Consider the following 24,047-nt stretch of genomic DNA (forward strand, 5'->3'; position numbering starts at 1 on the left):
CTCAGCGCTTCTGCGGCGCGGGGATCGGTTCGCCCTTCATCGCCGCCTCGTCGATCTCGGCCTGGTTCGCCAGGAACGGCGTGCCGTGCGTGTGGAAGGTCGGCACCGTCTTCGCCCCCCAGGCCTGGCCCTTGGCCCGCTCGGCCTGCGACCACTCCACGACCGGCCAGTCCGGATCGAGGATGAGGCGCGCGCCGGCGTTGGCGAGCTCGATGCGGTTTCCGCCCGGCTCCCAGACGTAGATGAAGAATGTCTGGTTGATGGCGTGCTTGTACGGCCCGAACTCGATGTGCACGCCGTTCTCGAGGAAGATGTCGGCGGCCTTGAGGATGTCCTCGCGGGTGTCGGGGGCGAGCGCGAAATGGTGGAACCGACCGTGCTCGCCGGTCCAGTCCTCGCTGTAGACCACGTCGTACGACTTCTGCTGGAACCGGAACCACCAGGCCGCGTACCCGCCGCCGTCCAACCGCACCCGCTCGGACTCGCGGGCGCCCATGACGTCGCGCCAGAACTCGCCCGCCTTCGTCACGTCGCTGGCCAAGTAGTTGATGTGGTCCATGCGGCGGGCGTTCACGCCGCGTCCGGGGAACGCGGACGCCTGGTTCTTCAGCGCCGGGCGATCCTCGTCGTCGGGCACGTAGTGCTCGGTCTCGTAGTAGATGCCCATGAGGTGGCCGTCCGGATCCTCGAACTCGTACGAGCGGCCGACGCCGACCTCGGGCTCGCGCCAGCCGTGGCCGAGACCGGCCGCTTCGATGGCCGCGACGCGACGCTCCAGGGCCTCGGGACTCGTGACGCGGAAGAGGGTTCGACCCACCCCGTTCGTGTCGGAAGCGGTGAGCTTGAGCGTGTACAGCTGGTACTCGTCCCAGCAGCGCAGGTAAGCGGAGTCGCCGATGCGGGCGACCTCCCGCATCGCGAGCAGGTCGCGGAAGAAGTGCAGGCTCTCCTCGAAGACCGGGGTGAACAGCTCGACGCCGCCCAGGTGTGCGAGGTCGAAGTTGTCGCGCGTTGCCATGGTGTGTCCTCTCTGACGGTCAGCGGCGGGGTCTCGGGAAGACGAGCCCGTCGAAGATCTTTCGTGCGGTGCGGACCGACGACGAACTCGCGCGCCAGCCGGAAGCGGCGTCGCCGGTGACGGCGACGGTGGCGGCGAAGGTGCCGCCGGGGTGTTCGAGCAGCGTCTGCTCGCCGTCGCCGAGCACGGCGAAGGCGGAGCCGACGGCGCCGGGGATGCGGATGCCGGCGGCGACGGATGCGGCCATCAGCACCCCGATCGTGGGATGCACGCGCGCGGGGATGAAGGCCCGAGTGCCCACCGCTCCGCCGTGGCGCGGGGGCGACAGCAGGAACATCTTGGGCACGGTCTGCGCCGAGACGTCGCCCAGTCCGAAGAGCGGGCCTGCGGCCCGGCGGATCGTCTCGATCCGCTCGCGGAGCTCGGTGCGGGACTCCAGCTCTTCCGGGCTCTCGTCTCCGGCGACGTCGAACTCGGCGGCATCCATGAGCACGACCGGCATCCCGTTGTCGACCAGGGTGATGCGGTGGCCCACGATCTCGTCGGTCACCGATCCGGTGGGAAGCAGCGGCTTCTGTCCGCGGGTGGTCAGCGCGATCCGGGCGGCCGTACCGGGCACGCCCGCGATCGCCTCGTCGCCGTCGTACTCGACCCGCCCGTCAGGGGTCGAGAATCGGGCTTCGGCGATATCGCCCGTGTTGAGCAGGCGGATGCGAAGGACGCTCTCGCCCGCATCCGCCGCGACGAGCCCGCGCTCGATCGCGAACGGGCCGACCGCAGCCAGCAGGTTGCCGCACGTCTGCGCATCGGCGACGACAGGCTCGTCCACGCCCACCTGGAGGAAGAGGTAGTCGATGTCGCATCCGGGAGCGCTCGAGCGCTCCACGACGGCCACCTTGGAGGTCAGGGGGTGCGCACCGCCCAGTCCGTCGATCTGTGCCGGATCGGGGCTGCCCATGATCCGCAGCAGCAGGTCATCGCGCTCGGACGGATCGGCGGGGAGGTCCGTCGAGAGGAAGAAGGCGCCCTTGGAGGTGCCGCCGCGCATGAGCAGGCAGCGGATGCCGTCGCGTACCGGATCAGGAGTCGGCATCGCGGCGCTCCGCCTGAGGCATGTAGGCGATGCCGAGCTCGGCGATGACCGGTCGCAGGCCGTTGATGTCCATGGAGCTGGCCCCGGCCTCGTACTTCGCGCGGTTGGTCGCCTCGCGCGCCGCGCGCGAGCGCGCCGCATCGAGAACGGCGGCCGCCCGCATGCGCGGAACGACGGTCACGCCGTCGTCGTCGGCGACCACGATGTCGCCGGGCTCGACCACGACGCCGTCCAGGACGACCGGGACGTTGACCGAGCCCGGGCTGTCACGCAGGCATCCCTGCGCCGAGATGAACCGGCTCCAGGCGGGGAACCCCATCGCGCGCAGTTCGGCGGTGTCGCGCACCCCGGCGGAGGTGACGTACCCGCGTACGCCCTTGACCTGCATCTGCGTGGCCATGAGCTCGCCGATGTGCCCGAACGGGGACGGTCCGGTGGCGACCACGACGATCACGTCGCCGGCGCGAGCCTGCTCGATGGCGACATGCACCATGAGGTTGTCGCCGGGGGCGGTGAGCACCGTGACGGCGCTGCCGGCGATCGCCGATCCCTGCTGGATGGGGCGGATCGCGCTTCCGGCGTACCCGGTGCGGCCGAGCGCTTCGTGGACGGTGGCCGAGCCCAGCGCGGCGAACGCATCGACGAGGTCGGCCTCTTCGCGCGCGATGTCGGTGACGACGACATGCGGGCTCACTCGAGAACTCCCGTGACCTGCGGGAAGTAGCGCATGTACGCCTCACCCATCGTGTCGTGGGCGAGACCCAGGTTCGGGCCCGCGTTGCGCTTGACCTGCACACCGCGGCGCACGGCCAGATCGCTGTAGTAGGACCACATGTGCTTCTGCGCGGGAAGGCACTCCATCGCGGCGCGCTTCTTGTCGAACGCCGCGGTGATGTCGAGCAGCACGTCCGGGACGAAGCCGCACTGCTCGGGCTGGTGGGGCTCGAAGAAGAACACCGGCGGGGCGCCGATGATGGTCTCCTTCGTCGGGAACGAGCCGTCCGAGTTCGCGACACCGATCGCCTGGGCCAGCACCCGCGCCTCGAGGGCCATGTGCGCGGCGGCGGGGTGGTCGCCGTTGTAGGGGTCGTGCAGCGGATGCGTCAGCACGACGGTCGGCTGCACCCGGCGGTAGACATCGACCAGCCGCGCGACGGCCTCGGGGGATTCGCGCAGCGGATAGTCGCCCAGATCGAGGAACTCGATGTCGGCACCGAGCGCGGATGCAGCCGCCTCCGCCTCTGACCGGCGGATCTCCTTGATCTCCGCCAGCGACTTCCCCGCCAGCCATTGACTCGCGGACTCGCCGCGCTCGCCGTAGCTCAGGCAGACGACCGTGGCGCGCTCGCCGCGCATGGTGGCGGCGGCGATCGCGCCTCCGGCCCGCCAGACGAAGTCGCCCGCGTGGGCGCTGACCACGAGTAGCGCCGGGGTGACTGCAGGCATATCCGCTCCTTGGTTCGGCGGCATCGAGCCGACGCGTGGCGGCAGGCGTCCGGAGTCGACGCCGGTGCCGATTCGTGGGCTCAGCGAATCACACGGGCTGCGAAATGGTCAAGATTTTGTTGACAATCTGGGACAGCGAAACCACTATGGGCAGAGGTAAAAGCCGCCTATCATCGCGGCAGGCCCACAGACGAGGAAGTCGAGGCAATCATGGCGCGGACGCTGCAGGAACTGCTGGACGAGCGAGGGAACACCGTCGAGATGCTGCGCGATTCGCAGCTCGGCACCTATATCTATCCGGTCGTGCCGGCCGAGTTCTCCAATTGGCGCCGGGAGCAGAAGGCCTGGCGCGAGACGGCCGTGCTGTACGACCAGACGCACCACATGGTCAACTTCTTCGTCTCGGGGCCGGATGCGCTCAAGCTGCTGAGCGACACCGGTATCAACTCGTTCGCGAACTTCCCGCTGAACACCGCGAAGCAGTTCGTGCCGACCGCATCCAATGGCGGCGTCATCGGCGACGGCATCCTCTTCCACGAGGCCGAGAACGAATACGTCTACGTGGGCCGCGCGCCGGGCGCCAACTGGCTGCAGTTCCACGCAGAGACCGGCGGATACGATGTCGAGTTCCGCTACGACGACCGTTCGCCCTCGCGCCCTTATGGCGCCGCGGTCCACCGCGACTACTACCGCTTCCAGATCCAGGGCCCGAACGCCTGGAGCATCATTGAGAAGCTCAACGGCGGACCGCTCGAGAAGGTGCGCTTCTTCCACATGGGAGAGATGACGATCGCCGGTGAGAAGGTGCGCACCCTCCGTCACGGGATGGCGGGCGCCCCCGGCCTCGAGATCTGGGGCCCGTACGCGCAGCACCAGAAGATCCGCGACGCGGTGCTCGAGGCGGGCCGCGAGTTCGGCATCGAGCCCTGCGGCTCCCGGGCCTACTCCTCGAACACGCTCGAGTCAGGATGGATCCCGTCGCCGCTGCCGGCGATCTACACGGGTGAGGCCGAGCGCGCGTACCGCGAGTGGCTCCCCGCCAACAGCTACGAGGCGATCAACGCGCTCGCCGGGTCGTTCGTCTCGGAGAACATCGAGGACTACTACCTGAACCCGTGGGAGCTGGGGTACGGCTCGTTCGTGAAGTTCGACCACGACTTCATCGGTCGCGATGCGCTCGAGAAGATCGACCCGGAGACCCAGCGCAAGAAGGTCACGCTCGCCTGGAACGACGAGGACCTGGCCAAGATCCTCACGAGCGTCATCGATCGCGAGGGCGTCGGCTACCAGTTCTTCGACCTCCCGAACGCCAACTACGGCTCGTCGAACTATGACGCGGTGATCGACGCCGACGGCAACAACGTCGGGCTCTCGCTGTTCACCGGCGTCACGGCGAACGAGAAGCGCGGACTCTCGCTCGCGACCGTCGATCGCGACGTGCCCGTCGGTGCCGAGGTGCGCGTCGTCTGGGGCGAGCCCGACGGCGGGTCGAAGAAGACCACGGTCGAGCCGCACGACCAGATCGCGGTTCGCGCCGTCGTCAGCCCCGTGCCCTACGCGGTCACCGCGCGCGCCGAGTACCAGGGCGGGTGGCGCACCACCGGAAGCCTCTGAGCGAGCGCCCCGCGCGACGAAGGGGTCGCGCGGGTCGCTCCGTGAGTCGGCCTCTACCGTGAGGGGGCTGCTCGCGGCAACCTCCGGACGGATCCTGATGGATGCGTGACGTCCCGCCTAGGGTGGGGGCGTCACGCATCCGAGGGGGAATCATGACGGATCAGCCCGTGCCGCATCCGCCGGCGCCCACGTCAGGATCGGCCGCTCCGCGACCCGAGTCCGGGCCATCGAGAGCCCTGCTCTGGACCGTGGTGGGGATCATCGTCGCCGTCGTGGCGGTCGTAGCAGCCGTGTCGGCGATCCTGTTCACGGTCGGCCAAGGCCCGTCGGCGCGGGAGACCGCCGAGCGGTACCTCGCCCACATCGCCGCGGGGGAGGCGTCGGCGGCGATGGCGATGGAGGCGCCTCAGCCGGAAGAAGTCGCGAACCTCGCAGACCCGCTGCTGCTGACCGACGAGGTGCTCGGTGCCGCCGTCGAGCGCATCACTGACATCGAGATCGTCGAGACGGGGGGCCGGGCGGCTCCTACGCCGCCTTCGACGTCAGCTACATGTTGGACGGCGAGAGGTACGGCACCACCCTCACGCTCGACCACGAGGACGGCGCGTGGCCGGGTCCTGGGCGGTGGCTGGTGACCGCCCCGGTCACCGACGTGCTTCCCCTCACCGCCTGGGCTCCCCGATATCGGGTGAGCGGGGTGGAACTTCCGACGGTGACAGGCGAGAACATCCTCGGGCTTGCGCTCTATCCGGCCGTCTACCCGATCGAGGCCGTGGAGTCGACGTTCTACAAGACCGATCGGGACACCCTGGTGGCGTCCACGAGGATCGGCGGTGACGATCCGGTGGAGCTGGAGCCGAACGAGCACCTGCAGCAAGAGGTCGGCAGGCAGATCGAGGCACTCCTGGACACGTGTGCGACGCAGACCAGCTGGCGTCCGGAGGGGTGCCCGTTGTCGGCCGGTAGCGCCGCGCGCAACGTGCCGGTCGCGTGGTCGATCGAGAAGTACCCCGACGCGCAGATCGAGTTCGATATCGACTACGTCGTCGCCGAGGGCGGTGAGGCGACGGCCAGCTACACGCCGGAGGGTTCCTCCGAGCCCGTCGTCGAGCGGGTGGCCTTCGATGTCAGAGCCCCGTACACGATCGACGGGGATGCGCTGAGCATCCGCTATCCGTGAGCTTCTGCCGCCTCGCCGTGGATGGCCTCGAACCGACCGGAGGAGCCGCGGATCGCGCGGGCGACGGTCTCGAAGAGCCAGTCCAGCGCGGCAGGATGCTGGGAGCTCGACCGTCGGTAGAGCGCGATCTCCACGGGCGGCATCTCGAACGGCAGCGACCGCACCACGAGAGGCCACGTCTGCGTCCACCCGAGCGCGATCGTGTCCGGCAGCGTCGCGATGAGATCGCCGCTGCGCGCGAGAAGCGGCGGAAGTGACGCCAGGTGGTTCACGGCGATGCGGGCGTCGGTCTCGATCCCGTGCGCGCGGCGTGCGCGCTCGAGGGCGGGTGCCCCGGAGTCGCTGGCGACTGCGACGTGCGAGGCCGCGGCATACGCATCGAGCGTCAACGGCTCATCGGCGAGCGGATGCGCGGCCGACATCGCGACGCCGTAGCCCTGCGACTTCAGCACCGTCCGCCCGAAGGGGCCCGGCACGTGCGAGGGCGTGACCGCGAGATCGACGACGCCGCGGCCCAGCCAGTCGGGGAGGGTGGACACATCCATCGGCACGACCTCGATCCGCATCCGGGGCGCCTCAGCGCGCACCGCGCGGACGATCGCGGGGAGCCACCCGATCTCGCCGAGCTCGGACAGTGCGATGCGGAAGGTGCGCTCGGAGTCGGCGGGCGCGAACCGGTGCACGCCGTCGAGCGTACGGTCCACGGCGGCGAGGGCATCGCGGAACCCCGGGTAGACGCTGTCGGCCAGCGGAGTGGGCTCCATCACGCGGCCGACCCGTCGGAACAGCGGGTCGTCCAGCTCGCGTCGCAGGCGCCCGAGGGCCTGGCTCACCGCCGGCTGGGTGACGTAGAGGCGACGCGCGGCGCTCGTGAGACTCCGTGTCTCGGCGATCGCCACGAACACGCGGATGAGGTTGAGATCCACCGACTGCTCCCGACTGAGGCATCGTTGCCTTCGCATAAGTATCGGTAATCGGGATACACCCTGTCGATGCCGTCGGGTTTCTTAACCTGTGGATGCGGGCACGGTCGCCCGTCCGAACGAGGGAGTTCACGTGTCCGCATCCGCTTTCGACGCCATCGCCCACGTGGGGAACCCGGTCGGCCTGCTGCGCAACGCGCAGAGCAAGCCGACGATCTTCCCGGTCACGCCGGAGTTCAGCAACTGGCGCAGCGAGCAGCGGTCGTGGCGTGAGAGCGTGGCGCTGCTGGATCAGTCGCACCACATGACCGACCTGTTCATCTCCGGTCCCGATGCGCTGCGGCTGCTGAGCGACACCGGCGTGAACTCGTTCGCCCGGTTCCCGGTGGATGCGGCGAAGCAGTTCATCGCGGTCAACCACGAGGGATATCTCATCGGCGACGCGATCCTGTTCCACCTCGAGGAGCAGGTGTTCGATCTCGTGGGCTGGTACATGGTGCTGGACTGGGTGCAGTTCATCGGCGAGACCGGCGACTACGACGTCACCTTCGAGCGCGACGCCAACACGCTGATGCGCGAGCCCGGTGTCGACCCCGTGCTCTACCGCTACGAGCTGCAGGGCCCGCATGCGCTCGCCCTCATGGAGAAGCTGACCGGAGCTCCCGTGCCGCCCACGAAGTTCTTCGGCATGGCCACGTTCGAGATCGCCGGTGTCACGGTGCGCTCGCTGCGGCACGGGATGGCGGGTCAGCCCGGCTTCGAGCTGTTCGGGCCGTGGGCGGAGGGCGCCCGCATCCGCGAGGCGATCATCGCGGCGGGGGAGGAGTTCGACCTGGTGCTCGTGGGGGCGAAGGCGTACTCGTCCGCGAACCTTGAGTCGGCATGGGTGCCCTCGCCGCTGCCCGCGATCTTCTCGGGCGAGCAGATGGAGGACTACCTCGCGTGGCTGCCCGCCGCACGCCTCGGCTCTCTCGCCGGGAGCTTCGTGTCCGACCGCATCGAGGACTATTACCTGACGCCGTACGACCTCGGCTACGGCCGCAGCGTCGCGTTCGATCACGACTTCATCGGTCGTGCGGCGCTCGAAGCGCACGCCGCGGCCGAGCAGCGAGTGAAGGTGACGCTCGTGTGGAACCCGGACGACCTCGCCGCCGCGCAGCGCTCCCTCGTCGAGGACGGACTGCCGGCCAAGTACATCGACTTCCCGAAGGCGCGGTACGGCCTGTATCAAGTCGATCGCGTGCGCGCCGACGGTGTGGAGGTGGGCATCTCCCACGACTGCGGGTACATCACGAACGAGCAGGCCTTCGTGTCGCTCGCGAGTATCTCCGCCTCCCACGCGGAACCCGGAACCGAGGTGGTGCTCACGTGGGGGGAGGAGCCCAACTCCGCCAAGCCCGCGGTCGAGCCCCACCGGCAGGTCGAGATCCGCGCGACCGTCGCCCCCGCGCCGTACTCCCGCTTCGCCCGGGAGAACTACCGGGCGGGGTGAAGGCCCTGCCCGGGTGTGCCGTGCAGGCCCCTCGGGCAGGGTGGTCACCGGCCGCGCTGGTCTCCTCCCGCTCGAGCGGGCCTTCCCGCATCCCCCTGCGTCCGTGTCTCACTCGTGCACGTGAATCATCCGATAGGCGTGAACAATCGAGACACGCAAGATCCGGTGCCCTATCCGTGTCTCAATCGCGCACGCGGAGCGCCTCGTTGGCCTGCAAAAGTGAGACACCGAGGGGCGCTGCGCTGGGCAACTCCGCGAGCGGCGGCCCCGTGTCTCAGCCCTGTCCGGGAGCTCCGTACGTGCCGCCGTCGGGCAGGGGCGGGCAGGTTGCGGTGTCGGTCTGGGCGGCGACCGCAGCCCGGATGGCGACGTCGGCATCCGTCTTCGCGAGCGTGTAGACGACACCCTCCTGCGCGCCTTCCGCGGGGATGTAGCCGATGATCGCCGAATCGGATCCTGGGCCATCCTCGGTCAGAGGCCAGAAGTGTGTGGTGATGAGGTCGGCCGGGGGGTTGTCGAGCAACCAGTTGCCGGCGGAGGCGACCGTGGTGTTCGGGACCAGCCAGTAGCCCCTCAGCTCTTCGTAGGGGCCGCACGGCCATGTGGTGCCCGAGTTGAATCGGATGGGCGACTTCTCCAGACGAACGGCCCCTGGCGGCACGCTTGCCGCATCCAGCCACGCCTGGGCTTGCGCCAGGGCCGCCGCCTCTCCGGCGGAGGGCGCCGGCGACTCGCTCGTCGCGACGGGAGCCGGTTCCGCGCCTTCGTCCGCTGCGGTCGCGCCGGACGCGCACCCCGTCAACGCGACACAGGCCAAGAGGATCACCACGGGAGCCGAGAGTGAGCGAAGTCGCATAGGCCCAACATAGTGTCCGGGCGGCATCGCGCGTTGAGCCGGTCGAGGACGCGAGCCGCCCGCGCGGTGTGCCCCTTTCGCCTGTCCCCCCGCCTGCGTGTCTCACTTGTGCACGCAGATCGCCCCGCGAACCTGCACAAGTGAGACACGCAGCGGATGGCGCTGCGCCTGCTACAGCGGCAGCCCGTGCGAGTGCCCGGGCGGCTGAGGCACCCTAGGCGAGGGTGAGGAACAGCTTCTCGAGCTCCTCCACCGTGAGCCGATCGTCGGCGGCATCCCCATCCGCCGCGTCCCGGTCGGCAGGGGCGTCGGTGAGGCACTCGCGCATGGCGGTCGAGATGATCGCGAACCCGGCGCGGTCGATCGCGCTGCTGACCGCGGCGAGCTGGGTGATGACGTCGCGGCAGTCGCCACCGTTCTCAACGGCGGCGATCACGGCGGCCAACTGGCCCTGGGCGCGCTTGAGTCGGTTGGCGGCCTTCTTCACGGCCTGGGCGTCGTGCAGGGAGCGGTTGGAGGTGTCCATGGTGTCTCCTCGGTGACGGATGGTGGGTCAGGCAGCGGTTCCGGCGGCCCAGGTGCGGTACCCGCCGTCGAGGTTGCGGACGTCGTGGCCGAGCTGGGCGAGCAGTCGTGCCGCGGTGTGCCCGCGCTGTCCCACCTGGCAGTGCACGACGATCGGGCGGTCGCCGAGCTCGCGGTGTCGGGTGCGGATCTCGTCGAGCGGCAGGTTGATCGCGCCGGGGATCGAGCCCGCGGCGTTCTCGGTCGGTGTGCGCACGTCGACCAGAACCGCGCCGTGGTCGAGCGCGGCGTCGAGCTCGTGCCATTGCAGCGTGCGCGTGGCGCCGGAAGCGACGTTCTCCGCGACGTAGCCGAGCATGTTGATCGGGTCCTTCGCCGAGCCGTACTGCGGCGCGTAGGCGAGCTCCAGCTGCGACAGCGCGGTGGCGGTCATCCCCGCCGCCATCGCGACGGCGATGATGTCGATGCGCTTGTCGACCCCCTCGCCGCCGACGAACTGCGCCCCGAGGATGTGGTCGGTCGCCGGGTCGATGAGCAGCTTCATCGCCATCGGCTGCGCACCCGGATAGTACGTCGCGTGCGACGCAGGATGCGTGTGCACGATGCGGTGCGGGCGCCCCGCATCCCGAAGCCGCCGTTCGTTCCAGCCGATCAACGCGACCGTGGTGCCCAGCAGTCCGAGGATGGCGGTGCCGAGAGCCGGCGCCGCGTCGTCCGGTTTGATCCCGGCGATGTCGTCCGCGACTGCCCGGCCGTGCCGGTTGGCGAGGCCCGCCATCGTCACGAGCGTGGGTGTGCCGTCCAGGCCGTCGCGCTTCTCGACGCCGTCGCCCACGGCCCACACCTTCGCTACCGAGGTGCGGTGGCGCGCATCGACCGCGATCCCGCCGGTCGGACCGAGGCGGATGCGGGCGGCATCCGCGAGGCGTCGGTCGGGATGCACGCCGCTCGCCTCGATCACCAGGATCGCCTCGACCGTGCTGCCGTCGCTCAGGTGCACGCGCCCCGGCTCCGCTCCCGTGACGGTGGCCCCGAGTCGCACATCGACGCCCGCGTCCCGAAGGAGAGCCAGGATGGGGGCGGCCATCTCGACGTCGAGCGGGGAGAGCACCTGTGCGCCGCGGGTCGCGAGAGTCACCTGCGCGCCGCGAGCGAGGAGGTTCTCGACCGCTTCGAGCCCGATGAACCCGGCCCCGATCACCACGACGCGCGGCGACGGTCCGGCGGCGTCGAGCACCTCGAGAACCCGGTCGACGTCTTCGAGGCTGCGCAGCGTGTGCGTGGGCACGTGCTCGGCGGACGGACCCGGAGCGGCCGTGGCGCCGGTGGCGATGACGAGCTCGTCGTAGTGCTCGATCCGCTCCGCATCCGATTCGAGGTCGAGCACCGTCACCGTCTGTGCCGCCGTATCGATCCCGACGACCTCGTGGCGCACGTGCACGTCGAGGGCGAATCTGCTCGCCAGTGACTGGGGCGTCTGCAGCAACAGCGACGCGCGATCCGGGATCACGCCGCCGACGTGATACGGGAGCCCGCAGTTCGCGAACGACACGTGCGCGCCGCGTTCGTACACGCTGATCTGCCGCGCCTCGTCGAGCCGGCGGAGTCTGGTCGCCGCGCTCATGCCGGCGGCGACACCGCCGATGATGATCGTCCTCACATGTGCATATATACCCCCGGGGGTATTGTGCAAGCAAGCCACCGCGCAAGGCGGTGTTCCCGAGAAGAAACGGAGCAGGACAGATGTGTCGACAGGTGACGTGCCGCACGTGCGGCAAGACGACGTGGGCGGGATGCGGACAGCACGTCGACGAGGTGATGCGCGGCGTGCCCAAGCGCGACCGGTGCGAGGGCCACGAGTCGCAGCCCTCCGAGGGCGGACTCTTCGGGCGCCTCTTCCGCCGTTAGAGCGCAAGAGCTCACGCGGGGCGGTGGCCCCGCTCGTCGAGCGATCGGCGGGCGCGCCGCAGGAGCTCGGCCAGTGTCTCGCGCTCGGCGTCGTCGAAGTCGGCGAGCATGAGCTCCTCGACCACCGCGATCTGCGGGTCGAGGGATGCGAGCGCGGCGGCGCCCGCGTCCGTGAGATACAGCAGGATGCGCCTGCCGTGCGCCGGGTCGCTCTCTCGGCGCACGAAGCCTTCGGACACGAGCGGGTCGATGATCCCGGCCATCGTCTGCGCGCGCACGAAGGAGCGACGGGCGAGCTCGGAACTGCTGATGCCGGGGCGTCGATGGAGCACGGTGAGCGCCGTGTACTGAGCCCCCGTCATGCCTGCCGCCGCGCACGCGGCGAGGAACCGCGGCCGTAGGGCGAGCTCGAGCTGCTTGACCATGTAGACGAGACTGCCTCGCTGTGCCGACATCCGGGCCTCCTCCGCGGCGATCACGCTAGCGCACCCGCGACGGGAATCTCGCAGCGTGCGTCCCACTCACTCGCCGGACGCGACGACGCGAGCGCCGCGGACGTCGACGAGGAGCGCTTGGTCGTCGCGCAGCGGTTGCAGGCGGTGGTCGACGCCGTAAGTGTCGAGGATGCGGTCGATCAGTTCCGGCGGGTACGGCGGGAGCAGCCCGTCGGCATGGGGAACGACTGTCGTGTCGATGAGCGCCAGGCCCCGCGTGTCGCGCAGCAGCGGGCCGTCGGCCGGGTCGTCCATGAGTGACGCGGGAGCGATATCGGGGCCCGCGATGATCGACCCGGCACTCGTCCCGATGTACGGAAGACCGGCCCGCACGTGGTCGACGATCACGGCGTCGTTGCCTGTCGTCTTCAGCGCCTCGAGGAGGGCGAAGGTGCTGCCACCGGCCACGTAGAGCGCGTCGAGACCGCCGAGCGTCGCATCCAGCTGATTCGGCTCCACATCGCGCGCGATGATCTCCCGCACCTCATGGCCCAGGGCCGAGACTCGCGCGCGCTCTGCCGCAACGAACGGGGCGCCGGCCATTCCGGCTTGCGCATCCGTCACGTAACCGATCGTGAGTCGGCGATCCGGAGCTCCGCTCGCGTCGGCCAGGAAGGGAGCGAGAGCCCCGGATTGCCAGGACAGCAGGAGAAGCCTCATGCTTCGACGCTATCCGGCGCCCCCGACGCCCACGATGCGCGGGTGTTGACGGATACTCGCGCACGCTCTACTGTTTCAGGCATCCTGAAATACGCGCGAGGATGCGCAAGGAGGACACCGTGGCCGAATCCACCCGACTCTCGCTCACCATGGCCGATCTCGCCGGTTCCGCCGGCCGGACGTTCGGACCGTCGTCCTGGCGGCGGATCACGCAGGACGAGGTCGACCTCTTCGCGCGCGTGACCGGCGACGACAACCCCATCCACCTCGACGCCGAGGCCGCCGCGGCGACACCGTTCGGCACGCGCATCGCCCACGGTCTGCTCACGCTGAGCCTGGTCGTGCCGCTCATGGCCGAGGTCTTCGAGGTCGAGGATGCGGGCATGGGCATCAACTACGGGCTCAACCGCGTGCGGTTCCCCGCCCCGGTGCCCGTCGGCAGCCGCATCCGGGTGTCGGGAGAGGTGCGGACCGCGAGCGAGGTGGCCGGCGGGGTGCAGATCGAGGTGCCGGTGATTTTCGAGGTCGAGGATGCGGCGAAGCCCGCATGTGTGGCGGAGCTGGTGCTGCGCTACTACCACTGACGCGCCGCGCGGACGCCGCCGTCCGCGCCCGGCTATCCGCCGCCTGGCGGGGGACATCGGACGAAGGGGTTCGGATGAGAGGCCACTACAGCGACGTGTGGCAGGAGATCGCACGCGCGTTCGGCGACCGGCCCGCAGTCGTCACGCCCACGGGCACCATGACCTACGAGCGGTTCGCGCGCGACGCCGGTGCGCTGTCGGGGCATCTCGCACAGGCGGGGCTCCGGCCGGGGGACTCGGTCGCGATCCTGCTCTACAACCGCCCTGAGTACCTCGTGACCCTCTTCGCCTGCTTCGCCAGCGCGATCGCGCCCGTCCCCTTGAACTACCGGTACCGCGCGGTCGAGGTGCGTGCGCTGCTCGAGGACTCCGGCGCAAGGGTGCTCGTGTACCCCACGTCGCTCGCGGATGTGGTGCACGATGCGCTCGAGGGGTGGGAGCATGCGCCGCAGCTCATCGTCATCGATGACGGGCCGAGTCCCGTGCCCGCGGCCGGCACGACGTGGACGGATGCGGTCGCCACACCCCACGAACTTCCGCAGACCCCACCGGAGGGCGCAGAACTGCGCCTGTACACCGGCGGGACGACGGGTGCGCCCAAGGCGGTGGTCTGGGCAGCCGAAGACATCCTCTCGGTGCAGCTGTACTCCATCTACGGCACAGCGGGGCTCGAGGTGCCGACGTCCATGGCCGAGGTCGTCGCCGCCGCCGCCGACCCGCCGGTCACCCGTACGCTTCCGCTCGCGCCTTTCCTGCATGGCACGGCCCTGTTCACCTCGATGAACACCCTCGTGCTCGGCGGCACGGTGCTCATCCTGCCGTCGGCGCGGTTCGACGCCGACGCCGCGGTGCGCTTCGCCCTCGACGAGCGGGCCACGCGTCTCGTGATCGCCGGCGACGCCATCGGGCTGCCGCTCATCGAGGCGGTCGAACGTGCGGGCACCTCGGGCTTCGGTGACGTCCGTTCCATCATCAGCTCCGGAATGCGCTTCAGCACCCAGGTGAAACGCCGGTTCCACGAGAGCGGCGACATCGTCATCACCGACCTGCTCGCCTCGACGGAGGGCGGCCCCTACGCCGTCAACGTCACCGCATCCGCCGACGATCTCCCGGGCGAGTTGCGCCTGCTGCCGGGCGCGGTCGTGCTCGACGAGGACTTCCAACAGGTGCAGCACCTCGACGGCGGACGCGGCATCCTGGCGTTCCGCGGCACGCTGCCGAAGGGGTACTTCCGCGACGAGGAGAAGACCCGAGCCACTTTCCCCGTCCTCGACGGTGTGCGTCACGTCATGCCCGGCGACTGGGCTCTCGCGCACGGTGACGGGACGGTCGAACTGCTCGGCCGGGGAAGCTCCGTCGTGAACACCGGCGGCGAGAAGGTCTATCCCGCGGAGGTGGAGGAGGCACTGCTCGCCTTCCCCGCCATCGGCGACGCCGTCGTGTTCGGGATGCCGGACCAGCGCTACGGCGAGGTGGTGACTGCCGTCGTCGTTCCCGCAGGCGGGGCGGCGATCGACGCCGACGCCCTGCGCACGCATCTGGACGCCCGCCTCGCCGGGTACAAGAAGCCGCGGCATCTCGTGATCCGCGACACCCTCGAGCGCAGCCCCCACGGCAAGGTCGACCTGCCGCGCCTCAAGGCCGGGTTGCAGGCGCTCGTCGGCGGCGTCGACGCCCCGACCGGCACCATGCGCATCGTGCACTGACGCCCACCATCCATCCACGACGGTCAAGGAGGACCGCTCATGACACAGAACGACTCGGCCACGCCGGCCGTCGTAGACCCGGGCATGGCCCGCGAGTCGCGGCGCGTGATCGGCGCCACCTTCCTCGGCACCACCATCGAGTGGTACGACTTCTTCCTCTACGCCGCCTGTACCGCGCTGGTGTTCGGTCCGCAGTTCTTCCCGTCGGACGATCCCGCTGCGAGCCAGCTCGGAGCTTTCGTGACCTTCGCCTTCGGCTTCGTCGCGCGTCCCTTGGGTGGCATCCTCGCCGGACACTTCGGGGATCGCATCGGACGCAAGCGGATGCTGGTGCTCTCCCTCTTCGTGATGGGCGGGGCTACGGTCCTGATCGGTCTCGTGCCCAACTTCGAGGCCATCGGCATCGCTGCCCCCATCCTCCTCGTCGTGCTGCGTCTGGCGCAGGGACTCGGCGTCGGCGCCGAATGGGGAGGGGCCGTGACGATGGCCATCGAGCACGCGCCGCCGCAGCGCCGGGCGCTCTACGGAGCGGCGCCGATGATCGGCCTGCCAGCCGGGCTCATGCTCGCGAACCTCATGCTGATCGTGCTGCTCGCTGTCACGGGGCCGGCTTTCCAGGCGTGGGGATGGCGGATCGGTTTCGTCATCAGCGTCGTGCTCGTCGTCGTCGGTCTGTGGACCAGGCGCCGGCTCGGCGAGAGCCCCCTCTTCGAGTCGGCCGTGAAGGACGCGCCCGCCCGCGTGCCCTTCATGGAGGTCTTCGCCCGGTTCACCCCGCAGCTGATCGTGACGATCGTGATCGCGGGGGTGCCCTCGATCCTCTCCTACCTCGTGCTCACGTGGGCGCTGAGCTATGGCACCGCCCAGTTGGGCTACGGCCAGAGCGCGCTGCTGTGGATCGGCATCGCGTGCTGCGTGCTGCAGATCGTCATGATCCCTCTGCTCGCACGGATCGCCGATCGTCGGGGCCTCGTGCCGATGGGAGTGCTGGGCGGCATCCTCATGGCCGCGACGGCGATCGTCTTCTTCCTCCTGTTCAACACCGGAGAGATCTGGCTCGCCGCAGTCGGCACGATCCTCGCGCACGCGTCGACGTCGTTCGCCTGGGCGGTCGTGCCGCCGATCCTCACGCGCACCTTCCCGAGCCGACTCCGTTACTCGGGCGTGAGCATGGCGTATCAGTTCGGAGCGATCATCGGCGGCGGCATCGCGCCGCTCATCGCGACCTCGCTTCTGGCGGCGACGGGCTCGACGACGCCCGTCGCCCTGTACGTCGTGGGCGCCTCCCTGCTGATGGCCGTCTGCACGATCGCGTGGGGGAGGTTCCGCCCGCCCGTGGACGACGCTGCTTGACCCTCACGCGGCGTGAGGGCGCACGGTGGTCCCATGAGCGACTTCTCCAACGCCTTCGACGTCAGTCCCGTCCCTCGTCCCGGACCCGACGCCGTCGCCCCCGAGCTGTTCCGCGGGATCTACGGCATGCCCATGTTCGTCACGATCCCGACCACCGACATCCCCGCATCCGTCGACTTCTGGACCCGCGGGCTGGGCTTCTTCGAGCTCTTCGCGATCCCGGGGCAGCTCGTGCACCTGCGCCGGTGGGCGTTCCAGGACGTGCTGCTGGCGCCGGCCGCATCCGCGGAGCAGGCGCTGCCGGCCACGACCGTCAGCTTCGCCTGCGTGCTGGGTCAAGTGGACGACATCGTGGATGCGGTTCGCGCCGTGGATGCGGGAGCGATGACCGGTCCGCGCGACACCGCGTGGAACACCCGCGACATCGAGGTGCTGACGCCCGAGAACGTCCGCGTCGTGTTCACCGCGGCCAAGCCGTTCGATCCGACGAGCGAAGAGACGGCCGCGCTGCGCGCCGTCGGTATCGGCGCCGAGGGAGGCGACAATGGTGAGCGTGTCTGACGGGAGCGACCTGAGCGTCGGGCAGGCGGCTCGCCGGCTCGGTGTCACGGTGCGCACGCTGCACCACTGGGACGAGATCGGGCTCGCCACGCCCTCCGTGCGAGACGGCAGCGGGTACCGCCGGTATGCGGGCGCCGACATGGAGCGGCTGCGGCGCATCGTCGTCTACCGCGAGCTCGGGATAGGGCTCGACGACATCCGCATCGTTCTCGACGGCTCCGGGCTCGAGGCGGCCGCGGTGCTGCGCATGCAACGCGCGCGGCTGGGGGAGCGCATCGAAGAGCTGCGACGCCGCGGCGACGATGTCGAGCGCATGATCGACGCGTACGAGAACGGCCTCACGCTCTCCGTGCGCGAGCAGGTGGAGACGTTCGGGCCCGAGTGGGATCCACGCTGGCCGCTGCAGGCGCGCGAGCGATACGGCGACACCGCCCAGTGGCAGCAGTACGCGGAACGCTCGGCGAAACGGGATGCGGCCGACTGGACGCGCCTCGCGCAGACCGTCAGCGCGCTGGATGCGCAGCTGGCGGCTGCGGTCGACGCCGGAGTCGAGCCGGGCAGCGAGAGTGCGAACGCGCTCGTCGACCGGCACCGCGAGGTGTTCTCGCAGTACTTCCCCCTCACGCGCAGCATGCAGGTCTGCCTCGGCCGCATGTACGAAGCGGATCCCGCCTTCACCGCGCACTACGACGCTGTGCGACCGGGGCTCGCCACGTGGCTGCGCCGTGCGATCGATGCCCGTGCCCGCAGCGAGGGTCTCGACCCCGACACCGCCACCTGGGAGTGACCCGCCCGCTGCCGCGCGCCCTCACTCCCTACATCCGTGCCCCCTGCTCGCCTCCCGCGAGACTGCATTTGCGCGACGAGATCACTGTGCCTACCCGTGATCTCGTAAGGGAAGTGCATTCTCGCGGGAGCTGAGGGGGCTCAGTCGAGCAGGCGGAGGCGGCGGAGCTTCTTGTGGCCGAGAACGGCGGCGACCGGCTTCACGAAGACGATCTCGCCGAAGCGGTAGTCCGCCCCGCGGGCGAGTCGTTCGGCGAGATCGGGTCGCAGCATCCAGAGGTATCCGCGGGCCAACTCCGCATGGATCGAGTTCGACACGATCTTGATGACGTCGGCGGACTCGATCAGGGGGATCGCGTTCTCGACGTTCTGCCACGTCGACCTGCTGGTCGGCTCCAGCACGGAGGGGCCGCGGTAGCCGAGCTCGTCGCGGGCGTACGCAGCCATGATCTCCGCCTCGGGGACGGGGCCTTCCACCGTGCCGCCGCAGAACACCAGGATGGTGCCAGCCGCCGCAGGGTCGATCGAGCGGAGCCCTGCTCGCACGCGGTAGCGGTTCTCGCGGTTGGCCCGCGGCCCGCGGTTACCGTAGCCCAGAACCACGATGGCTTCCGTGCCCCGCGCGGATGGCGAGGCGAGGCGTCGCCGGCTCGCGCGCCAGTGTGTCACCTCGCCGAAGGCGAGCACCGTCACCGCTGCGACCGTCGCGGCGGCCAGGGCGAAGCGGAGCGGACGCACGTGTTCAGGATAGGAGCCGGATCACGCCGTCGCGCCCTCATGCGGTGCGCCGCCCGTCTGCACGGTGCGGACGCTCCTCGTGGCAACGGCCGCGCCGGTCGCCACCAGGATGACCGCGGCGCAACCGAGCAGGACCGGGGTCGTTCCGAAGCGGTCGGCGAGCGGGCCCACGAGGATCTCACCCAGCGGGATGGCGATGAAGGATCCGAGCATGTCCCACGAGTACACGCGCGACAGTGCGGCTCGGGGGATGTGCGTCTGCAGCGCGTGATCCCATGCGATCGCGAACAGCTCGATCGCGACGCCGCCCAGCAGGAACCCCACGATGAGCACGGGAAGCGCGGGGAGCACTCCCAATGCCGCGACGGGGATCGTCGTGACGGCCATGAGCCCCACGCCGATCCCGATCGCGTGGCGGGGGCGCCAGCGGAGGGCGACGCCGGCGCCGATCGCCAACCCCGCCGTCTGCGCCGCGATGACGAGACCCCAGGATGCGCGGCCGAACGACGCGTCCGCGATCACCGGCCCGAGGACGGTCGTGGCGCCGACGAAGGCGGCGTTGAGCACGGCGAACTGCGCCACGATCGTCCACACCCAGCGCCGGCTCGAGAACTCGACCCAACCCTGACGCAGGTCAGCCAGGACGGAGAACCGTTCGCCCCCGCGCGGTGCCGTCGCGCGGGGGAGCGTGATCCGCGCGAAGCATGCGGCCGCCAGCGCGAACGCCGCCGCATCGATCACCAGACCCCACCCCGCGCCCACCACGGCGATGACCGCTGCGCCCGCGGAGGCGCCGACGATCGTGCCCGCGTTCAGACTGAGCCGGATGACGGCGTTCGCGGGGCGGAGCGCCTCCACCGGAACGGTGTCGGGGACCATCGCAGCCGTCGTCGGCAGGCTGACCGCCGCGACGGCGCCGTTGAGCACGCTCAGGATCACCAGCAGCGCGACGGTCGCCGATCCCGTCAGCACGAGCGCGGCGATCGTCGCCTGTGTCGCCGCCGCCGCGAGCGCGGTCGAGACGAGCACGACACTGCGCGGCAGGCGGTCCGCGAGGATGCCGCCGAAGAGCAGCACGGCGACGTTCGCCACCGAGCGCGACGCCACCACGAGGCCGAGATCGGCGGGGGAGCCCGTGAGATCGAGCACGGCGAAGGCGAGCGCGATGGGTGCGACCGCGTTGCCGACGATGCCCACCGTGCGGCCGGCGAGCAGCCACCGGAACGCCGCGTGCCGGAGCACTCCCCGTGCGCTGACGGTGGTCACGGCTTGCGCAGAGGGAACATGGACAGCGTCATCGAGACCGGAACCGTTCCGGGAGTACGGGGTCTCTGGGCGCCCGCGTGGAGGACCGTCGTCGCCTGGCCGATGTGGTGCACCACGCGCCGCCAGAGCTCCGGCGCGATCCACAGCTCGGCATCCGTCGAGAGCGCGGGGCCGTCGATGCGCAGGGCGCTGCGCCTGCGCAGCTCGTCGACCAGAGCCTCGACGTACAGCTGTCGGTCTTCCAGAGGCAGCCGCTCGTGAGGGGCGTCGACGTCGAACGGCTGTGCGGACGACTCATGGCGGTAGCGCTTGGCCTCGCCGCCGCGTACCTTGACCACTTCGACGACCCGCACCAGGCCGGCCCGCTCGAGAACACGGAAGTGGTAGCTGGCACTCGCCTGCGAGACGCCCAGATCTCGCGCAGCCTCGGCGGCGCTCATCGCCGCTCCCGTGGTCAGCGACAACAGCCGAAGACGGATGGGGTGCGCTGTCGCTCGCAGCGAATCGAGATCGGACACGACGACAATCGTCGCCAGCGGCAGCCCCTACCGTCAAATGCCTCTTTGGGGGTCGTTGCTCAGGCCTCGCGCCCGAGACGTTCGAACCAGGCCAAGGTGCCGCGGGTCATGTCGTCGGGGGTGCCGAGCTCACCTAGCAGGCCCAGCGCATCGCGCACCTCCTGCTCGCGGCGCGTGCGATGCGCATGGGTCCCCGTGATCAGGCGCTCGACGAGGGCCGGGGCGTCGGGCCCCAACTCCGCGGTGAGCTGCCCCCGCATCCAGTCGCCCGCATCCGCCGCATCCGCCGCTGTGAGCGTCTCTATGAGGAGGGTCGCGAGGCCCTTCATGAAGACGCTCCGCACGATCTTCAGCCGCGCGGCCGCGCCCACGGGCGCGTCGATCGCATCCATCGGAACGCCGAACGGCCGCAGCAGTGCGGCGAGGCGGGTCGCGCCCGGACCGCTCGCGAGCAGTGGCGTGCCGGCGCCGGCGCGCGTGACCGGTGCGAGCACGGCCACATCCGCCACGCGCACGCCGGCACGCGCGGCGACGTGCTCGACGGCGGACTTCACCTCGGGTGCCGCCGTGTTGAAGTCGGCGTACAGCGCACCCGCGTCCAGCAGTGGCGCCACCTGTTCGGCAACGGACACGGCGGCGTGCGTCCCCACGAGACTGATGGTCACCTCGGCGGCGGACACGGCCTCGGCGAGAGTGTCCACGCGGGGGACAGCGGGGGCCTCCGCGCGCGGGTCCGGATCGTAGCCGCGGACCTCCGCGCCCGCCCGGGAGAGGTCCACGGCATAGCGGCGCCCCGCTTCGCCGAGCCCGATGACGGCGATGCGCGTCATGCGCGGACCTTCGGTGCTGCATCCGCGCGCTCGGCGAGGTCGGCGATGTATGCCCACGACTTCGCCGACACGCCCGCATCCGGGCGCGGACCGTGGACGACGGCCGCGTCGTCGAGGCCGGAGCCGTACAGGGCGCGCAGCGCACGGGTGATCCCGGCCGACGCCACGCGCAGGGTCTCGAGAACGGCCGCGGCCGGCGAGCCGTCGTTGGGCACGACGGCTCCGAGAGCGGCGTACACCTCGCCTTCGGGACCCCGTACCGGAACGGCCATGCCCCGCGACTCGAGGTGGATGTGGCCGGATGCCACGGCGAACCCCTCGGAGCGGATGCGGGCGAGCTCGGCACGGAGGGCCCGCGGATCCGTGATGGTGAACGGCGTGTACGCGCGCATCGGGCTGCGCAGCACCTCGTCCACGACGCCCGCGGGTGCGTGCGCGAGCAGCACGAGGCCGTTCGAGGAGGCATGGAGCGGGATGCGGCCGCCGATGAGTGTCGCGTTGACGACCGCATCCGGCGCCGACATCCGCTCGATGAACAGCACATCGAGCTCGGCGCGGATCCCGAGCTGCACGTGCTGACGGATGCGGGCGTGCGCCGCAGCGAGCCACGGACGGGCGACCTCGCGCAGTCCGAGCGCGCCGGGGGTGCGTGAGGCGTACTCCCACAGCCGCACGCCGAGGCGGTACGTGCGATCCGGCAGCCGCTCGAGCAGCCCCTCCTGCGTCAGCTCCCCGACCAGCCGGTGCGCCGTGGACACCGGAATGCGGGCGGTACCGGCGATCTCACCCAGTGTGAGGAACGGATGCAGGGCGTCGAAGGCGTCGAGCACCCTCAGGTGCCGATGCAGTGCCGACTCGCCGGCCGATCCTCGCGCCATCGCGACTCCTCCCGCTACCGGGACCCTACCCCGCGCCGGGCGCGCAACTCAGCCAGAACCCGACGGCGCGGGACCTCGTCGGGTCCCCAACGCGGTTCTGGCTGAGTTGTGCCGGTGCCGCCGCGCGCTCAGGCGCGATAGACCGTCCGCGCCCACTCGTGGTACGGAGCCGGGGCCACCGTCGCTCGCACGATCACCTGGCGGTGGTTCTGATCGACCGAGTCCTTGGACGAGATCGGATCCTCGCCCCACACGATCTCGACCTCGTCGCCGTCGGGGATGTCGGCGTCGAGCGTTGCGAGCGACATGTACAGCTGGTCGTAGGCGATGTAACCCGCATCCGTCGAGATGCCGACGCGCTCGCCGCCGCGGCGCACCTCATCCATCTGGTACAGCCCGTAGCGCGCCTTGGGGAAGTCGAGGAACTTCGCGGGGGTGCCGGGCTCGAGCTGCGAGCGCACGACGGCGGCGACGTCGTCCGCGTTCCAGAGCAGGGTCACCTTGCGTCGGCGGGGGTTCTCGGCGTGCCGCTCCAGCGCCTCGCGGCCGTGGAAGTCGTGGTCGAAGCGCACCGAGCGGCCGAGCCCGATGTCGTAGGGCGTGAGGTAGAAGTCGCGCACGTCGTCCGAGGTGAGAGAGCCCGCCACCGAACCGATCCGCTCGGCGGGCAGCCACGACCGGTACTCGGTCATGTCGTCGTCGAAGACGGCGGGGAACGGCGTGGGCACCCAGCCCGACTCGAGGGGGGTGGCCGAGTAGGCCTTCGCGCCGACACGGCGGATGCCGAACTCCTCGCCCGCCTCCAGAATCGTCTGCAGCACGTGCTCGTTGTCCGCCCACGGGCCGAAGAACTCGAAGCCCGGCTGTCCGGCCATGCCGTGACGCAGGGCCTTCACCGCGCGGCCGCCGATGGTGACGTCGCCGATGTGGAAGAACTTGATGTCGGGCGCCGGGCCGCCGAACAGCTTCTCCATCACGCGATCGGCCTCGGGGCCCTGCAGCTCGTAGCGGTAGAACGTGGGCGGGCCCTGGCGCATGTGCGAGTTCGGTTCCAGGCGTTGATGCACGTCCTTGCCCTGCGCCGCGGCCTTCTCGAGGGTGAAGCGCACCCAGTCGATGAGGATGTGGTGGCCGATGAGCACGAGGCCCTCGGGGGCGTCCTCGTTGTAGAACAGGATGCCGTCGCCCACGAGGTAGCCGGACTCGTTGACGCTGATGAGCTGCTTGGCCACGCCCGGGCGGAAGGTGGCGAAGGTGTTGGGCGAGATCGAGGAGAGCACCTCGATGAGGTCGCTGCCACCCAGGAACAGCTGCGTCATGTGATGGGACTGGTCCATCAACGCGACCGTCGTGTTCCAGGCGCGCTGCTCATCGCGCCAGTTCGTGAACTCGGGGGCGACCGGGAACGTGAACGCCGGCCAGTTCTGGTTGCGCAGCAGTTCGAGCGGGCTTCCGGTGCGTTCGATCGCCGCGGCGAGGGATTCGGATGTCATCGTCGACCTTCCTTTCGTCGAGCCGAGCATGCGCCGGCCGCGATCGGCGGTGGGGACGATTTCCGTTCATGTGAAATCCTCACGCCACCGCATCCGCTGCGCGAGAAAGTGTGATCAGAACGTGC

26 protein-coding genes are annotated in these 24,047 nt (G+C 70.2%); 10 read left to right on the forward strand and 16 right to left on the reverse strand.

The genetic code is table 11. The annotated features are described in order from the left end of the window. Window position 1 precedes the first annotated feature (1 nt). From EHF32_RS13605 to EHF32_RS13620, 4 genes are read right to left on the reverse strand one after another with little or no spacing between them, the layout of a single operon-like run. Complete coding sequence (locus tag EHF32_RS13605) at window positions 2-1,018, reverse strand: VOC family protein (RefSeq protein ID WP_137418683.1); 1,017 nt, start codon at window positions 1,016-1,018, stop codon at window positions 2-4. A gap of 19 nt (window positions 1,019-1,037) precedes the next feature. Continuing rightward, a complete protein-coding gene (locus tag EHF32_RS13610) occupies window positions 1,038-2,111 on the reverse strand; it encodes a PrpF domain-containing protein (protein WP_137418684.1) in 1,074 nt (357 codons plus the stop codon). Next, window positions 2,098-2,805, reverse strand: a complete 708-nt coding sequence (locus EHF32_RS13615) for a 4-carboxy-4-hydroxy-2-oxoadipate aldolase/oxaloacetate decarboxylase (RefSeq protein ID WP_137418685.1) — start codon at window positions 2,803-2,805, stop codon at window positions 2,098-2,100. Before EHF32_RS13615 ends, EHF32_RS13610 begins: the two co-directional genes overlap by 14 nt. Further along, window positions 2,802-3,557, reverse strand: a complete 756-nt coding sequence (locus EHF32_RS13620; protein WP_137418686.1) for a PIG-L deacetylase family protein — start codon at window positions 3,555-3,557, stop codon at window positions 2,802-2,804. Before EHF32_RS13620 ends, EHF32_RS13615 begins: the two co-directional genes overlap by 4 nt. Window positions 3,558-3,767: 210 nt before the next feature. On the opposite strand from EHF32_RS13620, the gene ligM reads away from it, so the two are divergent. The 3 genes from ligM to EHF32_RS13635 all read left to right on the forward strand — a co-directional run bounded on the left by ligM (window position 3,768) and on the right by EHF32_RS13635 (window position 6,351). After that, window positions 3,768-5,171 (forward strand): vanillate/3-O-methylgallate O-demethylase, encoded by a 1,404-nt coding sequence (ligM, locus tag EHF32_RS13625; RefSeq protein ID WP_202876821.1) that lies wholly within the window; start codon window positions 3,768-3,770, stop codon window positions 5,169-5,171. 152 nt (window positions 5,172-5,323) lie between these two features. Next, on the forward strand, window positions 5,324-5,806 hold the full coding sequence (locus tag EHF32_RS13630; protein ID WP_137418688.1) for a hypothetical protein: 483 nt from the start codon (window positions 5,324-5,326) through the stop codon (window positions 5,804-5,806). After that, the gene (locus tag EHF32_RS13635; RefSeq protein WP_137418689.1) at window positions 5,803-6,351 is read left to right on the forward strand and encodes a hypothetical protein; all 549 of its coding nucleotides are present in this window, start codon (window positions 5,803-5,805) and stop codon (window positions 6,349-6,351) included. Before EHF32_RS13630 ends, EHF32_RS13635 begins: the two co-directional genes overlap by 4 nt. Here the strand turns inward: EHF32_RS13635 and EHF32_RS13640 are convergent. Beyond that, complete coding sequence (locus EHF32_RS13640; protein ID WP_161594121.1) at window positions 6,342-7,277, reverse strand: LysR family transcriptional regulator; 936 nt, start codon at window positions 7,275-7,277, stop codon at window positions 6,342-6,344. The genes EHF32_RS13635 and EHF32_RS13640 overlap by 10 nt on opposite strands. Window positions 7,278-7,407: 130 nt before the next feature. On the opposite strand from EHF32_RS13640, the gene EHF32_RS13645 reads away from it, so the two are divergent. Then, window positions 7,408-8,766 carry an aminomethyl transferase family protein gene (locus EHF32_RS13645; protein WP_137418691.1) on the forward strand — a complete coding sequence of 453 codons (1,359 nt, stop codon included), beginning with the start codon at window positions 7,408-7,410 and terminating at the stop codon, window positions 8,764-8,766. 274 nt (window positions 8,767-9,040) lie between these two features. On the opposite strand, the gene EHF32_RS13650 is transcribed toward EHF32_RS13645, so the two are convergent. The 3 genes from EHF32_RS13650 to EHF32_RS13660 all read right to left on the reverse strand — a co-directional run bounded on the left by EHF32_RS13650 (window position 9,041) and on the right by EHF32_RS13660 (window position 11,807). Then, a complete protein-coding gene (locus EHF32_RS13650; RefSeq protein ID WP_137418692.1) occupies window positions 9,041-9,622 on the reverse strand; it encodes a hypothetical protein in 582 nt (193 codons plus the stop codon). Window positions 9,623-9,836: 214 nt separating this feature from the next. Continuing rightward, entirely contained in the window at window positions 9,837-10,148 is a 312-nt protein-coding gene (locus EHF32_RS13655; RefSeq protein WP_137418693.1) for a metal-sensitive transcriptional regulator, read from the reverse strand. A 27-nt stretch (window positions 10,149-10,175) separates the two neighbouring features. Next, window positions 10,176-11,807 (reverse strand): FAD-dependent oxidoreductase, encoded by a 1,632-nt coding sequence (locus EHF32_RS13660; protein ID WP_137418694.1) that lies wholly within the window; start codon window positions 11,805-11,807, stop codon window positions 10,176-10,178. 83 nt (window positions 11,808-11,890) lie between these two features. Between EHF32_RS13660 and EHF32_RS15940 the strand changes: the two genes are divergently transcribed. Then, window positions 11,891-12,055, forward strand: coding sequence for a hypothetical protein (locus tag EHF32_RS15940; protein WP_192900650.1), 165 nt, complete (start codon window positions 11,891-11,893; stop codon window positions 12,053-12,055). Window positions 12,056-12,066: 11 nt separating this feature from the next. Here the strand turns inward: EHF32_RS15940 and EHF32_RS13665 are convergent, their stop codons facing one another. Both EHF32_RS13665 and EHF32_RS13670 read right to left on the reverse strand, forming a co-directional pair. Then, window positions 12,067-12,510 (reverse strand): MarR family winged helix-turn-helix transcriptional regulator, encoded by a 444-nt coding sequence (locus EHF32_RS13665; RefSeq protein WP_137418695.1) that lies wholly within the window; start codon window positions 12,508-12,510, stop codon window positions 12,067-12,069. A gap of 66 nt (window positions 12,511-12,576) precedes the next feature. Further along, a complete protein-coding gene (locus EHF32_RS13670) occupies window positions 12,577-13,209 on the reverse strand; it encodes a Type 1 glutamine amidotransferase-like domain-containing protein (protein ID WP_137418696.1) in 633 nt (210 codons plus the stop codon). Window positions 13,210-13,328: 119 nt separating this feature from the next. On the opposite strand from EHF32_RS13670, the gene EHF32_RS13675 reads away from it, so the two are divergent. The 5 genes from EHF32_RS13675 (at window position 13,329) to EHF32_RS13695 (ending at window position 18,200) form a co-directional block, all read left to right on the forward strand. Continuing rightward, window positions 13,329-13,793 carry a MaoC family dehydratase gene (locus tag EHF32_RS13675; RefSeq protein WP_238343717.1) on the forward strand — a complete coding sequence of 155 codons (465 nt, stop codon included), beginning with the start codon at window positions 13,329-13,331 and terminating at the stop codon, window positions 13,791-13,793. A 74-nt stretch (window positions 13,794-13,867) separates the two neighbouring features. Then, complete coding sequence (locus EHF32_RS13680; RefSeq protein WP_161594122.1) at window positions 13,868-15,499, forward strand: AMP-binding protein; 1,632 nt, start codon at window positions 13,868-13,870, stop codon at window positions 15,497-15,499. 39 nt (window positions 15,500-15,538) lie between these two features. After that, window positions 15,539-16,852, forward strand: a complete 1,314-nt coding sequence (locus EHF32_RS13685) for an MFS transporter (RefSeq protein ID WP_202876822.1) — start codon at window positions 15,539-15,541, stop codon at window positions 16,850-16,852. A 33-nt stretch (window positions 16,853-16,885) separates the two neighbouring features. Beyond that, on the forward strand, window positions 16,886-17,413 hold the full coding sequence (locus EHF32_RS13690) for a VOC family protein (protein ID WP_137418699.1): 528 nt from the start codon (window positions 16,886-16,888) through the stop codon (window positions 17,411-17,413). Continuing rightward, a complete protein-coding gene (locus EHF32_RS13695; RefSeq protein ID WP_202876823.1) occupies window positions 17,406-18,200 on the forward strand; it encodes a MerR family transcriptional regulator in 795 nt (264 codons plus the stop codon). Before EHF32_RS13690 ends, EHF32_RS13695 begins: the two co-directional genes overlap by 8 nt. A gap of 140 nt (window positions 18,201-18,340) precedes the next feature. On the opposite strand, the gene EHF32_RS13700 is transcribed toward EHF32_RS13695, so the two are convergent. The 6 genes from EHF32_RS13700 to EHF32_RS13725 form a co-directional block, all read right to left on the reverse strand. Continuing rightward, entirely contained in the window at window positions 18,341-18,937 is a 597-nt protein-coding gene (locus EHF32_RS13700; protein ID WP_192900651.1) for a YdcF family protein, read from the reverse strand. 21 nt (window positions 18,938-18,958) lie between these two features. Then, window positions 18,959-20,203, reverse strand: coding sequence for an MFS transporter (locus EHF32_RS13705; RefSeq protein ID WP_137418701.1), 1,245 nt, complete (start codon window positions 20,201-20,203; stop codon window positions 18,959-18,961). Then, window positions 20,200-20,721 carry a winged helix-turn-helix domain-containing protein gene (locus EHF32_RS13710; protein WP_137418702.1) on the reverse strand — a complete coding sequence of 174 codons (522 nt, stop codon included), beginning with the start codon at window positions 20,719-20,721 and terminating at the stop codon, window positions 20,200-20,202. Before EHF32_RS13710 ends, EHF32_RS13705 begins: the two co-directional genes overlap by 4 nt. A 59-nt stretch (window positions 20,722-20,780) precedes the next feature. Next, window positions 20,781-21,551, reverse strand: coding sequence for an NAD(P)-dependent oxidoreductase (locus EHF32_RS13715; RefSeq protein ID WP_137418703.1), 771 nt, complete (start codon window positions 21,549-21,551; stop codon window positions 20,781-20,783). Further along, window positions 21,548-22,429 (reverse strand): IclR family transcriptional regulator, encoded by an 882-nt coding sequence (locus EHF32_RS13720; RefSeq protein WP_137418704.1) that lies wholly within the window; start codon window positions 22,427-22,429, stop codon window positions 21,548-21,550. Before EHF32_RS13720 ends, EHF32_RS13715 begins: the two co-directional genes overlap by 4 nt. 128 nt (window positions 22,430-22,557) lie before the next feature. After that, window positions 22,558-23,922, reverse strand: a complete 1,365-nt coding sequence (locus EHF32_RS13725; protein WP_137418705.1) for an aminomethyltransferase family protein — start codon at window positions 23,920-23,922, stop codon at window positions 22,558-22,560. Window positions 23,923-24,047 lie beyond the last annotated feature (125 nt).

Source organism: Microbacterium sp. RG1, from assembly GCF_005347485.1.
GTDB lineage: Bacteria > Actinomycetota > Actinomycetes > Actinomycetales > Microbacteriaceae > Microbacterium > Microbacterium binotii_A.